The sequence below is a fragment of the Bradyrhizobium sp. 613_E4_N2_2 genome (genome assembly GCF_052075995.1).
Classification (GTDB): Bacteria; Pseudomonadota; Alphaproteobacteria; order Rhizobiales; family Xanthobacteraceae; genus Bradyrhizobium; species Bradyrhizobium barranii.
Genome location: NZ_CP197234.1, coordinates 8,708,602 through 8,722,482, shown reverse-complemented (window position 1 = coordinate 8,722,482; position 13,881 = coordinate 8,708,602). Strand labels below are relative to the sequence as shown.

Below are 13,881 nucleotides of genomic sequence, written 5' to 3'. Positions count from 1 at the left end.
TATGACCACCAAGCCAGAGATGACGGCTGCGGACATCGCCAAGGCTGTGGCCGGCGGCAAGATGTCGGCACTCGATGCCACCGAAGCAGCGCTTGCGCGCATCAAGCAGCACGATGGCGTCCTCAATTCCTTCACCGACGTCACCGCCGATCGCGCCCGTGCGAAGGCGCGTGCGATCGACGCCGACATCGCGTCGGGCAAGGAGGTTGGCCCGCTCGCCGGTGTTCCCTTCGCGGTGAAGAACCTGTTTGACGTCGCAGGCCTGCCGACACGCGCCGGCTCGAAGATCAACCGCGACCTCGCGCCTGCCAAGCGCGACGCCACGCTGATCGAGCGGATGGAAGCCGCCGGTGCCGTGCTCGTCGGCGCGCTCAACATGGGCGAATACGCCTACGACTTCACCGGCGAGAACGTCCATGACGGTCCCTCGCGCAATCCGCATGACACGACCCGGATGACCGGCGGCTCGTCCGGTGGTTCGGGGAGCGCCGTCGGCGGCGCGCTGGTGCCGATCGCGCTCGGCTCGGACACCAATGGTTCGATCCGCGTGCCGTCCTCCTTCTGCGGCATCTTTGGTTTGAAGCCGACCTATGGCCGGCTGTCGCGGGCGCGCTCGTTCCCGTTCGTCGCGAGCCTCGATCATCTCGGTCCGTTCGCGCGCTCGGCGACCGATCTCGCGCTCGCCTATGACGCGATGCAGGGACCGGATGCGGATGATGCCGCCTGTACCACGCGCGGTCTGGAGCCGACGCTGCCGCTGCTCGCCAATCCGGTGTCGGACCTGCGCATCGCGATTGCCGGCGGGCACTTTCAGAACAACGTGTTTCCCGAGGCCGTCGAAGCCGTCAGCCGCGTCGCCAAGGCGCTCGGCGCGACGAAGATCGTTGACGTCCCCGAAGCCTCGCGCGCCCGCGCGGCGGCCTATGTCATCACCACCACCGAAGGCGCCTCGCTGCATCTCGATCGCCTGCGCAAGCGCCCGAACGATTTCGATCCCGCCGTGCGCGACCGGCTGATCGCCGGCGCGATGGTGCCGGCGCCGCTGGTCGACCGCGCGCAGAAATTCCGCCGCTGGTATCGCGCGCAGCTCGCCGAGATCTTCAAATCTGTCGACGTGCTGATTGCACCGGCCACGCCCTGCACCGCGCCGAAGCTTGGCCAGGTGAATTTCACGCTTGACGGCGTCGAGTTGCCGGTGCGCGCCAATATCGGCATCCACACCCAGCCGATCTCGTTCATCGGATTGCCGGTGGTCGCCGTGCCGGTGCCGCTCGAGCCGCTGCCGATCGGCGTGCAGATCATCGCCGCGCCCTGGCGCGAGGACATCGCGCTGCGCGTGGCGCACGCATTGGAGAAGATGGGCGTGGTCTCCGCGCCGTCGCCAAGGGGACTTTGAGAGGGATTTAAAATGGAGATCGATCTCCCCGAGGTGATCGCGGAAGTGAAGGCCGCGTTCGATCGCTATGAGCAGGCGCTCGTCACCAATGATGTCGCCGTGCTCGGCGAGCTCTTCCGCAACGATCCCCGCACGCTGCGCTATGGCATCGGCGAGAACCTTTACGGCTATGAGGCGATCTCCGGCTTCCGCGCCGGCCGCTCGCCGGTCGGCCTGAACCGCCGCACCGCGAAAACCGTGATCACCAGCTATGGCCGCGACACGGCCGTGGCCTCCACTCTGTTCTATCGCGACACGGCTCCCGGCAAGGTCGGCCGGCAAATGCAGACCTGGATTCGCTTCGCGGAGGGCTGGCGCGTCGTCGCCGCCCATGTCAGCATCATCGACGAGTCGAAAGAGACCTGATCGTATGACGCTTGACGATCTTCCGCCCGGAACATTGCCGGCCGAGCCGGTGGTGCCGCGCGTCGACCGGGCCCAGCCCAGCCTGCACAAGATCACGCGCGCCGAGGAACTGCGGCTTCAACTCGCCGACGAGATCGTACGCGGAACCCTGGCCCCCGGCGCGCCGCTGGATGAAACCGACATCGCGCGGCGCTTCAGCGTCTCGCGCACGCCGGTCCGCGAGGCGCTGCGGCAGCTGGTGGCGAGCGGCCTCGTCGAATCGCGCGCCCATCGCGGTGCGGTGGTGGCGCAGCCCTCGGTCGAGCGTCTCAAGAGCATGTTCGAGGCCATGGCGGAGCTCGAGGCGCTGTGCGCGGGCCTTGCCGCCGAACGCATGTCGGCCGCCGAGCGCCATGGTCTTGAAGCCATCCACGAAGAGCTGCGCGTTCTCAGCTACGCCGGCAATCCCGATCGCTTCCACGAGGTCAACGAGCGCTTCCACAACGCGATCTATGCGGGATCGCAGAACGGCTACATCGCCGAGATCACGCTGGCGACGCGCGTCCGCGTGCAACCGTTCCGCCGCGCCCAGTTCCGCAACCTCGGCAGATTGGCAAAGTCGCAGGCCGAGCACGATCGCGTCGTCGTCGCCATCATGCGCGGCGACAAGCAGGGCGCTGCGGCTGCGATGCGCGCGCATATCGAGCTGGTGCGCGGCGAGTATGAGATTTACGCGGTGTCGGTGTAGGGCGGCAAACGCGGTACCGTAGGGTGGGCAAAGGCGCAAAGCGCCGTGCCCACCATCTATCCTAACTAATGCTGTTGGTGGGCACGCTACGCTTTGCCCACCCTACGGCAGCTACGCCTTCGCGGCCTCCGCCATGAACTTCCGCCAGCCACCATACGCCGTGATGTCTCGCGCCTCGCCCAGCACCTCCGGCTCGACGAGAAATCCCTTCACGCTGCGGCCATCCGCAAGCCTGATCGTGCCGATCGCCATCGGTGCGGGAATCGCATTGACGAACTTGCCGAAGGCGGATGACGACAGCGACCAGATTTCCAGCTCGATCGACGCGCCCGTGCCCGCCTCGAGGCGCAGCATGCCTGGCTTCGGCGGCGTGGTTTGAAGCGCGTAGAGCTTGTAGTCCGGCGCGGTCTTCGTTGCCTCGATCAGCTTTCCGTTCAGTGCCCGCAATTCGCCGTTCAGCGCCATGCCGGAGAGATGCGCGCCGACGACGGCGATCGGAATCTCGTCACTGCCGTTTGCTGCGAGCGGCGCCAGCGGTGCCTGCGCGACGCCCTTCGCGCCGACGGTCAGCTTCGTATCCGCATGGAATGCACGGCCGATGCTCGCAAGCAGCGCATCGCGCCCCGCAGGCGCGAGCAGCGTGATGCCGAACGGAATGCCGTCGGTGCGCATCGACGCCGGTACCGCGAGGCCACAGAGGTCGAGCAGGTTGACGAAATTGGTGTAGGTGCCGAGCCGGCTGTTGAGCTCGATCGGATTGGCCAGCACCTGGGCGGTCGTATACGCCGTCGGCGCCGTCGGCAGCACCAGCGCGTCGATATTGGCAAACGTCCGCTCGGCGATCTTGCGCAAGCCCTGCAAACGGTAGAGCGCAGAGAAGGTTTCCGCGGCGGTCAGCCGCGCGCCGGCGGCGGTGATCTCGCGCGTCACCGGATGAATCGAATCAGGCGCGGACGCCAGCAGATCCTTGATCACGAGATAACGCTCGGCGACCCACGGCCCCTCATAGAGCAGCCGCGCCGTCTCGTAGAACGGCTCGAGGTCGAACTCGACCAGCTTAGCGCCGAGCGCGGTCCAGCGCTTCAGCGCATCACCGTAAGCGGCTTCCGCCTTCCTGTCGCCGAAGAAGATCAGCTGCCCGTTGCGGGGCACGCCGAGGCGCAAATTCGCGGGGAACGGCGTGATCGCGCCGAGCGGCCGGTCGCGCGAGAACGGATCGGCCTGGTCCGGCCCCGCCATCACGGAGAGTGCCAGCGCAGCATCGTCAACCGTCAAAGCGAATACCGAGATGCAGTCGAGCGTGCGGCAGGCCGGTACGAGGCCAGCAGTCGAGATCATGCCGAGACTCGGCTTCAGCCCGACGATGTTGTTGAGCATCGCCGGCACCCGGCCGCTGCCGGCGGTGTCCGTGCCCAGCGACAGCGGCACGAGTCCGGCACCGACCGCGACTGCCGAGCCCGAGCTCGATCCGCCGGGAATGAGATCCTCGCGGATCGAATTTTTGGGGATGCCATAAGGCGAGCGCACGCCGACGAGGCCGGTTGCGAACTGGTCGAGATTGGTCTTGCCGATGATGATCGCGCCGGCCGCGCGCAGGCGCTCCACCGCGGTCGAATCATGCGTCGGCGTATACGAGAAGGCCGGGCAGGCCGCGGTGGTCGGAAATCCCAGCGCGTCGATATTGTCCTTCACCGCAACCGGCACGCCGTAGAGCGGCAGGCTGGTGGCATCCCTTGCGGCAAGCTTCTCGGCCTCCGCGATCGCGTCCTTCTCGTCGCGCAGGCTGATGAAGATTGCGGGATCGTTGTGATCGCGGATGCGCTGATAGGTTCGCGCGACGGTCTGCGCAGGCGTGATCGTGCCCGCGCGATGCGCGGCCACAATCGCGGCGATCGTTTCAGGCTGCTCAGCCCCCATGGTGACAAAACTCCGGCAACAGGTCTTACCCGGATTGAAGCAAGCGATGTGCCATTGTGTACACAATCCGGGCAGGCGCTATGCTTCGGATATTATCGAAGGATCAGTGGCTTGTAAGATATTTCGAGGATTGTTGGGCCGTCGTGCCAGCGCCCCGATACGGGCAGTTGCGCAAATATTGGGCAGCGTCGATCAGGTGAAGCCGGCGAGGATCTGGAGCAGCCGCTCCCGGTTCTCCTTGCCGATCTTCTCCACGACATGCCGCTCGTGCTCGGCGGCGAGGCGCTTGAATTTGGCAAGCGCCGTCTCCCCCGGTGCGGTGAGGTGCAGCGCGTGGGAGCGGCGGTCCGCCTTCGACTTGACCCGTTTCACCAGCTTGCGCTGTTCGAGGCTGTCGAGCAGATGCACCAGCCGGGCGCGCTCGATGCCGAGACGCTTCGCCACCGCCATCTGCGACAAGCCCGGATTGGCGCCGATGACCGTCAGCACGGAATATTGCGTCGGCTTGATGTCGACCGCGCCGAGCGTCTTGATGAAGTCCTGAAAGATCCAGATCTGGAAGCGCCGCACCGCATAACCGGCGTGCCCGACCAGTGCGTCGAGGCCGATCTCGTCCGCGTCGTTCGGCCGCGCGGCGCCGTTGCCGGCCCGCTTGCGTGGGGAGGGGCGGGGCTCAGTTCGGGCTGCGCTGGCTGTCACGTAATCTCTCCTGCCGTGCAACCTTAGCGCCCCGAAGGCCTGTGCGGAAGATTGTTGTTGACGACAACAATTGTCGTGCCCAACAATATGGCCAAAAGCGGCCCGGAACGAGGCTGCAGCCGATCCCGGATACGGGCGAGGAGGAAACCATGACAACCGCCGCACGCGGTGACGCTTCGAGCCTGTTCGCAACGCCCAAGACCGTCGCCGAGCATCGCGCCGACGGCAGCATCGTGCTGCGCTCGCCAGAGCCCCTGCGCGACGGCGCGCGCTGCATCGGCGACTGGCTGGAGCATTTTGCGCGGCAGACGCCCGATACGATCTTCCTCGCCGAGCGCGACAGCGCCGACACGCCCTGGGCCACCATGACCTACGCGGGTGCCCTGCGGCGTGTGCGCGCGGCGGCGTCCTGGATTCTGGCGCAGAGCCTCAGCGCCGGGCGTCCCGTCGTCATCCTCTCCGACAACAGCATCGATCACGCGTTGCTTGCGCTGGCCGCCCAGCATGTCGGCGTTCCCTCGGCCGCGATCTCGCCGGCCTATTCGCTGATGTCGAAAGATTTCGACAAGCTCAAGAGCATGATTTCGCTGCTTCAGCCGGGCGTGATCTATGTCTCGGCGACAAAGCCGTTTGCCGCGGCGCTGGCCGCGATCGAGCCGCTGCACAAGGCGCAGATCATCAGTGGCAATGCCGGCGATGCCGATGCGCTGGCCTTCCGTGACATCGCGGCGACGCCCGAAACGGGCGACGTCGCAAAAGCCCTCGCCGCGGTGACGCCGGATACGATCGCAAAATTCCTGTTCACCTCGGGCTCGACCGGCACGCCGAAAGCAGTCATCAACACCCAGCGCATGCTGACCTCGAGCCAGCAGGCCAAGGCGCAAACTTGGACGTTCCTGGACCAGGCCGACAGCGATCTCATCATTCTCGATTGGCTGCCCTGGAGCCATACCTTCGGCGCCAACCACAATTTCAATCTCGTGCTGCGCAACGGCGGGTCGTTCTATATCGACGGCGGCAAGCCCGCGCCCGGTCTCTTCGCAACGTCACTCGCCAATCTGAAAAGCGTGATGCCGACGGTCTATTTCAACGTGCCGCGCGGCTTCGACATGCTGATCGCAGCGCTGCGCGGCGACGAGGAACTGCGCCGCCGCTTCTTCGGCGAGGTGAAATTCGCCTTCTATGCCGGCGCCGCGCTGCCGCAGAACCTCTGGGACGCGCTCGAGCAGCTTTCGGTGGAGACTGTTGGTCGTCCGCTGCCGATGGTGTCGGCCTGGGGCTCGACCGAGACGTCACCGCTGGCGACCGACTGTCATTTCCTCGCGGAGCGTTCGGGCAATATCGGCGTGCCCATTCCCGGAACCGAGCTGAAGCTCGTCACGTCGGGCGACAAGCTGGAGGTGCGCGTGCGCGGCCCCAATGTCACGCCGGGTTACTGGAAGGCGCCGGAGCTGACGAAGCAGGCTTTCGATGACGAAGGCTTTTATCTGATCGGCGATGCCGTGAAGCTTGCCGATGCGAACAGGCCGGAGCGGGGTCTGTTCTTCGACGGCCGCGTCGCGGAGGACTTCAAGCTCAACTCCGGCACCTGGGTCAGCGTCGGTACGCTGCGCGTGGCCGGCATCGCTGCGCTGGCGCCGCTGGCGCAGGACATCGTCGTCACCGGCCATGGCGGCGACGAGGTGCGCTTCCTGGTGTTCCCGAATATGGCTTCTTGCCGTGCCCATGCCGGCTTGCCCGAGACGGCAGGCGTGAACGATGTGCTCGCGCATGGCAAGGTCAGGACTGCGATCGCGCAGGGCCTGGCGAAGCTGAAGGGGCAGGGCGCCAACTCCTCCGGCCACGCCACGCGCGCGCTGCTGCTCGCCGAGCCGCCGTCGGTCGATGGCGGCGAGATCACCGACAAGGGTTACATCAACCAGCGCGCCGGGCTGACGCGGCGGACCGATGCAGTGGCGCGGGTGAATGATGATGCGTCGGGTGAGTGGATCGGTCTGTAGCCACGGGCAGATCAAGTCAGAGTGAGGCCACGCTCTCTCCACATCGTCATTGCGAGCGCAGCGACGCAATCCAGAATCGTTCCCCGAAGGGGCTCTGGATTGCGTCGCTGCGCTCGCAATGACGGGGATAGAGCTGCCGCCAACTAAGCCAGCTATTCTGCCGCAATATCCTGCATGATTCTTTTGTTGCTTAAGCAACTAATTTGTGCGAACCGTTCCAGACAAGGATGACGGCGGGGGAACCGCTGCGCCTGATCCTGGAGGAAACGATGCTCGGCAGAGAGGGTGCCGCGGGCAAATGCCGGCGTATGCCTGAAGGCGGCGATGCCGCGCGCTTCACGCGCGCGTCAGGTGGTGCTGCTGCCGGTCACTGCGCCGAGATTTTCGTGCAGCCGGCGCAGCAGATCGATCAGCACCTCGCGCTCGTCCTTGCTCAGGCAGGACAACAGCCGCCGCTCGCGCTCGAACGCCGCGACGATCACCCTGTCATGGGTGGCGCGGCCCTTCGCCGTCAGCGAGATCGAATGGGTGCGGCCATCGTTCGGGTCGGTTCGAATCGAGACCAGTCCGCGCTTCTCCAGCCCCGCGAGCGTCCGGCTCACCGGCCCCTTGTCAAAACCGATGACGTGGCAGATCCGCGAGGCGGGAATGCCGGGCTCAATCGCCAGCAGCGACATGATCCGCCATTCCGTGACGTTGACGCCAAACTCGCGCTGGTAGAACGCGGTAGCGCTGTTCGAGAGCTTGTTGGCGATGAAGGTGATGAAAGCCGGGACATAACGGTCGAGATCGAGCGTCGGCCCGGTTTCGGCGGGTGCGGGCCTTTGGCGGGCTCTGGTCGAAGACGGCGGCATATCGGTCTTTTGTCTCGCGGCGTGTCCGAAGACCTAAGGGCAAGCGCGGCCCTTTCACAAGATCAAAATGAGGGAGGACTTCAATGAGCGCACCTGGCTCCGCCGTATCAGGCGTCCCGCATCTCGACGTCGATCCCTTCGACATGAATTTTTTCGCCGACCCCTATCCCACGCACGAGCTGCTGCGGGAGGCAGGTCCGGTCGTCTATCTCGACAAGTGGAACGTCTACGGCGTGGCACGCTATGCCGAGGTCCACGCCGTGCTGAACGATCCCGCGACGTTCTGCTCCAGCCGCGGCGTCGGCCTCTCCGATTTCAAGAAGGAGACGCCGTGGCGGCCGCCGAGCCTGATCCTCGAGGCCGATCCGCCCGCGCATACGCGGACCCGCGCCGTACTCTCGAAGGTGCTGTCGCCGACCGTGATGAAGCAGGTGCGCGACCGCTTTGCCGCGGCGGCCGAGGAGCGGGTGGACGCGCTGATCGAAAGGCGCAGCTTCGACGCGATCGCCGACCTCGCCGAGGCCTATCCGCTCTCGATCTTCCCGGATGCGCTCGGGCTGAAATCCGAGGGGCGCGAGCATCTGATTCCCTACGCGAGCGTCGTGTTCAACGCATTCGGGCCGCCCAATGAGCTGCGCCGGGAGGCGATTGCGCGTTCGACGCCCCATCAAGCCTATGTTGCCGAGCAGTGCCAGCGCGAGAACCTTGCGCCCGGCGGCTTCGGCGCCTGCATTCATGCCCAGGTCGACGAGGGCGCGATCACGGCCACCGAAGCGCCGCTGCTGGTGCGCTCGCTGCTGTCGGCTGGTCTCGACACCACTGTCAACGGGATCGGCGCGGCCGTCTATTGCCTCGCGCGCTTCCCCGAACAATGGCAGCGCCTGCGCGGCGATCTCACGCTCGCGCGGAGCGCCTTCGAGGAAGCGGTTCGTTTCGAAAGCCCGGTGCAGACCTTCTTCCGCACCACCACACGTGAGGTCGAGCTGTCAGGCGCGACGATCGGCGAAGGTGAGAAGGTGCTGATGTTCCTTGCCGCCGCCAATCGCGATCCGCGCCGCTGGGACAAGCCCGACAGCTACGACGTCACGCGCCGCTCGTCCGGCCATGTCGGTTTCGGCTCCGGCATCCACATGTGCGTCGGCCAGCTCGTCGCGCGCCTCGAGGGCGAAGTGATGTTGACGGCGCTGGCGCGGCGTATCGCGAAGATCGAGATCACGGGCGAGCCGAAACGCCGCTTCAACAACACGCTGCGCGGGCTCGACAGCCTGCCGGTCACCATCACCCCGGCCTGACGAGGAGCCTTGATGCCCGCCATCACTTTCATCCATGCCGACGGCAAGTCCGATCGTGTCGAAACCTCAGGCGACGAAAGCGCCATGCAGGCCGCGACCCGCCATGGTCTCGACGGCATCCTGGCCGAGTGCGGTGGCAATGCCATGTGTGCGACCTGCCACGTCTATATCGACGCAGCCTGGCTCGCGCGCCTGTCCGCGATGGCTGATGACGAATACGCGCTGCTCGACGGCACCGCCGCCGAGCGGCTGCCGAACAGCCGGCTGGCCTGCCAGATCATGATTACGCCCGCGCTCGACGGGCTGGTGCTGAGATTGCCGGAACGGCAGGTCTGATTCCAGAACGTGCCGGCGGCGACCGGCGCGACACACAAAGGGGAGGGAACGATGAAACACCTGAAATGGACGCTTGCGCTCGCGGCGAGCCTGGTAAGCGGCGCGGCAAGCGCCGAGATCTCCGACAATGTCGTGCGCGTCGGCGTGCTCAACGACATCTCGGGCATCTTCCAGGACACCAACGGCATGGGCTCGGTCGAAGCTGCGCGGATGGCGGCCGAGGACTTCAACGGCGGCGGCAAGAACATCAAGGTCGAGATCGTCTATGCCGACCACCAGAACAAGGCCGATGTCGGCAACGCGATCGCGCGCAAATGGCTCGATGTCGAGGGTGTCGATGCCATCGTCGACGTGCCGAATTCGGCCGTCGGCCTCTCCATCAACACGCTGCTGCGCGACAGCCGCATGACCTTCCTGGCGTCGTCCACGGCGAGCTCGGATCTCACCGGCAAGGCCTGCTCGCCCAACACGATCCAATGGGTCAACGATGCCTGGGCGACCGGCAACACCACCGCGGCTGCGATGATGGCGCGCGGCGGCAAGGACTGGTATTTCCTCACGGTCGACTATGCGCTCGGCAAGGGCATCGAGGCGGAGGCGCAGAAATACATCGAGGCGCACGGCGGCAAGGTGCTCGGTTCCTCGAAACATCCGCTCGGCACCTCCGATTTCGCCTCCTTCCTGTTGCAGGCGCAGGGCTCGAAAGCGCAGGTGATCGGCCTTGCGAATGCCGGCGGCGACACCATCAACGCGGTGAAGCAGGCTGCCGAGTTCGGCATCCAGCAAGGCGGGCAGAAGCTCGTCGCGTTCCTGCTCTTCATCAACGACGTCCATGGCATGGGTATCAAGGTCGCCCAGGGCCTCCAGCTCATGGAAGCGTTTTACTGGGACATGAACGATGATACCCGCGCGTTTGCCAAACGCTTCGCCGCGCGACCCGGCATGAACGGCAAGATGCCGAGCGGCAACCAGGCCGGCGTCTATGCCTCGACGCTCGCTTATCTGAACGCGGTCGCCGCGACCGGCAGCGACAATGCGAAGGACGCCGTGCCCGAGATGAAGAAGTTCAGGGGTAAGGACAAGCTGTTCGGCGACACCACGATCCGCCAGGACGGCCGCGTCGTGCATCCCATGTATCTGTTCGAGGTGAAGAAGCCGGAGGAGTCGAAATATCCGTACGACTATTACAAGCTGGTCTCGACGATCCCCGCGGACCAGGCGTTTAGGCCGATGACGGAGGGCGGATGTGAGTTGGTGAAGTAGGCAACAGCGTAGCCGCGAGCGCGGTCTTCCTTCACCTCTCCCCGCTTGCGGGGAGAGGTCGGATCGCCCCCGGCGATGCGTAGCATCGTCCGGCGCGATCCGGGTGAGGGGGTACAGGTCTATCGACGATCTCGCGTGTGGAGAGAAGCCCCTCACCCCAACCCTCTCCCCGTAAGAACGGGGAGAGGGAGAAGAGGCAGCGTCCCTACGCCACCTTGCTACTCCCCTGCGTGATCAACCGCGCCGCGCGCTGGTCGCGGGCGTAGATCCAGAGCCAGCTCAGGGCGACGCTGAGGCGGTGGCGCAGCCCGATCAGGAAGTAGATGTGGGCGATGCCCCAGATCCACCATGCGATGGTGCCGCGCAGTTTGACCTTGCCGAAATCGATCACGGCGAGCCGCTTGCCGATCTGTGCGAGGCTGCCGGAGTGCTTGTAGCGGAATGCACCTTTATTCTCGCCACGCAGGCGCGCCTTGATGGTCTCGGCGACATGCCGGCCCTGCTGCTTGGCGGCCGGCGCGATGCCGGGCACCGGCTTGCCGTCCCAGGCGTTGATCAAGACGGTGTCGCCGATCGCAAAGATTTCGGGATGACCAGGTATCGTCAGGTCGTCTTGGACCTCCACGCGCCCGGCGCGATCGCTTGGCGCGCCCAGCCATTCGGCGGCGGGCGAAGCGCGCACGCCGGCGGCCCAGATCCGCGTCTTTGCCTCAAGCAGCTTGCCGCCGAACACGACGCCCTCACGGTTGATCTCGGTGACGGCCTGGCCCAGCACGACCTCGACGCCGATCTTTTCCAGCGAGGCCTGCGCATAGGCCGAGAGATCATCGGGGAAGCCTGCGAGCACGCGCGGTCCGGCCTCGATCAGCACCACGCGTGCCTTGTGGGTGTCGATGTTGCGGAAGTCGGCGGGGAGCGTGTGGTGCGCCATTTCGGCGATGGTGCCGGCGAGCTCGACGCCGGTCGGGCCGGCGCCGACGATGACGAAGGTCAGCCGCGCCGCGCGTTTGGCCGGATCGGTCTCGCGCTCGGCGCGCTCGAATGCCACCAGGATGTGACGGCGCAGCGTGGTCGCGTCTTCCAGCGTCTTCAGGCCGGGGGCGAACTGCTCCCACTCGTCATGGCCGAAATAGGCATGGCGGGCGCCGGTGGCGAGCACCAGCGTGTCGTAGGGCACCTCGCTGCCGTCGTCGATCAGCACGCAGCGCCGGTCGGCGTCGACGCCACTCACCGTCGCAAACAGGGTCGTCACCTCGCGCCGGTCGCGCATCAGGTGCCGGACCGGCCAGGCGATTTCGCTGGTCGCGAGCGAGGCGGTCGCGACCTGATAGAGCAGCGGCTGAAACAGATGGTGGTTGCGGCGGTCGATCAGGGTGATCTCGACCGGGCTGCCGGCGAGCCGGTAGGTCGCCTCCAGCCCGCCGAAGCCGGCTCCGACGATGACGACGCGGTGGGGATTTGCGGCCATGATAACACCCTCGAATCTCGCTGCTGCTCTCCTTCATGTAAGTGCGCATTGGGCGCCGTAGTCCAATAGCCGTCATCAATCGCGGCATAGGCTGGGCGTATCGTCATCCCGCGAAAAAGCGCCGCAGCCTTGGACGAAGTGAGTAGAATTATATTTCTTGCCATCCTCGATTGGGGCGAAATATGGTGCAGGGGCGGGCGCTGAGCCATTGGCGGCGCGACAGATTTTACGTTCAATAGAGACAGACCCGGGGCGGCGATCACCCCGTTTCCGGGATCAATAATAAGGAGGGGAGTGGTTATGAGGACGGCATTCTGGCTGGCGGGCGCAGCGGCGCTGGTGCTGGCAAATCAGGCTTTCGCCGGCGACACCATCAAGATCGGCTTCGTTTCGACCTTCAGCGGCCCGACCGCCGTGATCGGCAACGACATGCGCAACTCCTTCGAGCTCGCGCTGGATCACATCGGCCGCAAGATGGACGGCAAGCCGGTCGAGGTGATCTACGAGGACGACGGGCAGAAGCCCGATGTCGGCAAGCAGAAGACCGAGAAGCTGGTGCAGTCCGACAAGGTCGATTTCATCGTCGGCTACATCTGGTCGAACGTGCTCCTGGCCTCGCTCAAGACCGCGGTGGATTCGCAGACCTTCCTGATCTCGGCCAATGCCGGTCCGTCGCAGCTCGCCGGCGAACTGTGCTCGCCTTACGTGTTCTCGACCTCCTGGCAGAACGACCAGACGCCCGCCGCCATGGGCCTCTACATGAACCAGAAGGGCGTCAAGAGCGTGTTCCTGATCGGGCCGAACTACGCGGCCGGCAAGGACATGCTCGCGGGCCTGAAGAGCACGTTCAAGGGAGAGGTCAAGGGCGAGGAATACACGGTCTGGCCGAGCCAGCTCGATTTCTCCGCCGAGCTCTCCAAGGCGCGCGCCTCGGGCGCCGAGTCGATCTTCGTATTCTATCCCGGTGCGGCCGGCGTGCAGTTCCTCAATCAATATGCGCAGGCCGGCCTGAAGAGCACGATGCCGCTCTACACCGCCTTCACGGTCGACGAGCTCTCGCTCCCGCTCCAGAAGGAGAACGCGCTCGGCGTGCCCGGCGCGCAGGAATGGGTCAACGACCTCCCGAACGAGCAGAACAAGCGCTTCGTCGCCGACTACCGCAAGAAGTACCCCAATCTGCGCCCGACCTATTATGGCGCGCAGGCCTATGACGCGGCCCAGCTCATCAACAGCGCGGTGGTCGCGGTGAAGGGCGACACCAGCAAGAAGGACGCGATGAAGGCCGAGATGGAGAAGGCCAACTTCAAGTCGCTGCGCGGCCCGTTCAAATACGGCAAGAACCACATCCCGGTGCAGAGCTTCTATCTCCAGGACGTGGTCAAGGACGGCGAAGGCCAGCTCTCGCTGAAGACGGTCGCGACGATCGTGGAGAACGACCAGGATCGCTTCCACGACAAGTGCGCGATGAAGTGAGCTGATGCCTCTTCCCCTCTCCCCGCCTGCGGGGAGAGGGTCAGGGTGAGG

The 13,881-nt window shown here is 65.5% G+C and carries 12 protein-coding genes; 8 read left to right on the top strand and 4 right to left on the bottom strand.

Translation table 11 applies throughout. The features are described from left to right. Position 1 precedes the first annotated feature (1 nt). The 3 genes from AB7290_RS41510 to AB7290_RS41500 are packed head-to-tail and all read left to right on the top strand — an operon-like array spanning position 2 to position 2,528. Entirely contained in the window at positions 2–1,396 is a 1,395-nt protein-coding gene (locus AB7290_RS41510) for an AtzE family amidohydrolase (RefSeq protein WP_085399230.1), read from the top strand. A gap of 12 nt (positions 1,397–1,408) precedes the next feature. After that, entirely contained in the window at positions 1,409–1,801 is a 393-nt protein-coding gene (hpxZ, locus tag AB7290_RS41505) for an oxalurate catabolism protein HpxZ (RefSeq protein ID WP_071909099.1), read from the top strand. A 4-nt stretch (positions 1,802–1,805) separates the two neighbouring features. Then, positions 1,806–2,528: a GntR family transcriptional regulator gene (locus AB7290_RS41500; protein ID WP_071909100.1), complete on the top strand. Its 723-nt coding sequence runs from the start codon at positions 1,806–1,808 to the stop codon at positions 2,526–2,528. A gap of 111 nt (positions 2,529–2,639) precedes the next feature. Here AB7290_RS41500 and atzF read toward each other — a convergent pair whose 3' ends face one another. Both atzF and AB7290_RS41490 read right to left on the bottom strand, forming a co-directional pair. Beyond that, a complete protein-coding gene (atzF, locus tag AB7290_RS41495) occupies positions 2,640–4,445 on the bottom strand; it encodes an allophanate hydrolase (RefSeq protein WP_085399231.1) in 1,806 nt (601 codons plus the stop codon). A gap of 192 nt (positions 4,446–4,637) precedes the next feature. Continuing rightward, positions 4,638–5,144: a MarR family winged helix-turn-helix transcriptional regulator gene (locus AB7290_RS41490; RefSeq protein WP_085399232.1), complete on the bottom strand. Its 507-nt coding sequence runs from the start codon at positions 5,142–5,144 to the stop codon at positions 4,638–4,640. A 149-nt stretch (positions 5,145–5,293) separates the two neighbouring features. Here AB7290_RS41490 and AB7290_RS41485 point away from each other — a divergent pair, with 149 nt between their 5' ends. Further along, the gene (locus tag AB7290_RS41485) at positions 5,294–7,144 is read left to right on the top strand and encodes a feruloyl-CoA synthase (RefSeq protein WP_085399256.1); all 1,851 of its coding nucleotides are present in this window, start codon (positions 5,294–5,296) and stop codon (positions 7,142–7,144) included. A gap of 347 nt (positions 7,145–7,491) precedes the next feature. Here AB7290_RS41485 and AB7290_RS41480 read toward each other — a convergent pair whose 3' ends face one another. Further along, positions 7,492–7,998, bottom strand: coding sequence for a MarR family winged helix-turn-helix transcriptional regulator (locus AB7290_RS41480; protein ID WP_085399233.1), 507 nt, complete (start codon positions 7,996–7,998; stop codon positions 7,492–7,494). A gap of 83 nt (positions 7,999–8,081) precedes the next feature. Between AB7290_RS41480 and AB7290_RS41475 the strand changes: the two genes are divergently transcribed. The 3 genes from AB7290_RS41475 to AB7290_RS41465 are packed head-to-tail and all read left to right on the top strand — an operon-like array spanning position 8,082 to position 10,889. Beyond that, complete coding sequence (locus AB7290_RS41475; protein WP_085399234.1) at positions 8,082–9,290, top strand: cytochrome P450; 1,209 nt, start codon at positions 8,082–8,084, stop codon at positions 9,288–9,290. A 12-nt stretch (positions 9,291–9,302) separates the two neighbouring features. Next, positions 9,303–9,626 carry a 2Fe-2S iron-sulfur cluster-binding protein gene (locus AB7290_RS41470; RefSeq protein WP_085399235.1) on the top strand — a complete coding sequence of 108 codons (324 nt, stop codon included), beginning with the start codon at positions 9,303–9,305 and terminating at the stop codon, positions 9,624–9,626. 51 nt (positions 9,627–9,677) lie between these two features. Next, the gene (locus AB7290_RS41465) at positions 9,678–10,889 is read left to right on the top strand and encodes an ABC transporter substrate-binding protein (protein ID WP_085399257.1); all 1,212 of its coding nucleotides are present in this window, start codon (positions 9,678–9,680) and stop codon (positions 10,887–10,889) included. 205 nt (positions 10,890–11,094) lie between these two features. Here the strand turns inward: AB7290_RS41465 and AB7290_RS41460 are convergent, their stop codons facing one another. Then, positions 11,095–12,357, bottom strand: coding sequence for an NAD(P)/FAD-dependent oxidoreductase (locus AB7290_RS41460; RefSeq protein ID WP_135215218.1), 1,263 nt, complete (start codon positions 12,355–12,357; stop codon positions 11,095–11,097). 300 nt (positions 12,358–12,657) lie between these two features. Here AB7290_RS41460 and AB7290_RS41455 point away from each other — a divergent pair, with 300 nt between their 5' ends. Then, complete coding sequence (locus AB7290_RS41455) at positions 12,658–13,830, top strand: ABC transporter substrate-binding protein (RefSeq protein WP_028148067.1); 1,173 nt, start codon at positions 12,658–12,660, stop codon at positions 13,828–13,830. Positions 13,831–13,881 lie beyond the last annotated feature (51 nt).

What these genes read in the sequence shown, in the direction of transcription:
- AB7290_RS41470 (WP_085399235.1), top strand. Translation starts at nt 9,303, where the DNA reads ATGCCCGCCATCACTTTCATCCATGCCGACGGCAAGTCCGATCGTGTC.
- AB7290_RS41480 (WP_085399233.1), bottom strand. Translation starts at nt 7,998, where the DNA reads ATGCCGCCGTCTTCGACCAGAGCCCGCCAAAGGCCCGCACCCGCCGAA.
- AB7290_RS41510 (WP_085399230.1), top strand. Translation starts at nt 2, where the DNA reads ATGACCACCAAGCCAGAGATGACGGCTGCGGACATCGCCAAGGCTGTG.
- AB7290_RS41465 (WP_085399257.1), top strand. Translation starts at nt 9,678, where the DNA reads ATGAAACACCTGAAATGGACGCTTGCGCTCGCGGCGAGCCTGGTAAGC.
- AB7290_RS41485 (WP_085399256.1), top strand. Translation starts at nt 5,294, where the DNA reads ATGACAACCGCCGCACGCGGTGACGCTTCGAGCCTGTTCGCAACGCCC.
- atzF (WP_085399231.1), bottom strand. Translation starts at nt 4,445, where the DNA reads ATGGGGGCTGAGCAGCCTGAAACGATCGCCGCGATTGTGGCCGCGCAT.
- hpxZ (WP_071909099.1), top strand. Translation starts at nt 1,409, where the DNA reads ATGGAGATCGATCTCCCCGAGGTGATCGCGGAAGTGAAGGCCGCGTTC.
- AB7290_RS41500 (WP_071909100.1), top strand. Translation starts at nt 1,806, where the DNA reads ATGACGCTTGACGATCTTCCGCCCGGAACATTGCCGGCCGAGCCGGTG.
- AB7290_RS41455 (WP_028148067.1), top strand. Translation starts at nt 12,658, where the DNA reads ATGAGGACGGCATTCTGGCTGGCGGGCGCAGCGGCGCTGGTGCTGGCA.
- AB7290_RS41460 (WP_135215218.1), bottom strand. Translation starts at nt 12,357, where the DNA reads ATGGCCGCAAATCCCCACCGCGTCGTCATCGTCGGAGCCGGCTTCGGC.
- AB7290_RS41475 (WP_085399234.1), top strand. Translation starts at nt 8,082, where the DNA reads ATGAGCGCACCTGGCTCCGCCGTATCAGGCGTCCCGCATCTCGACGTC.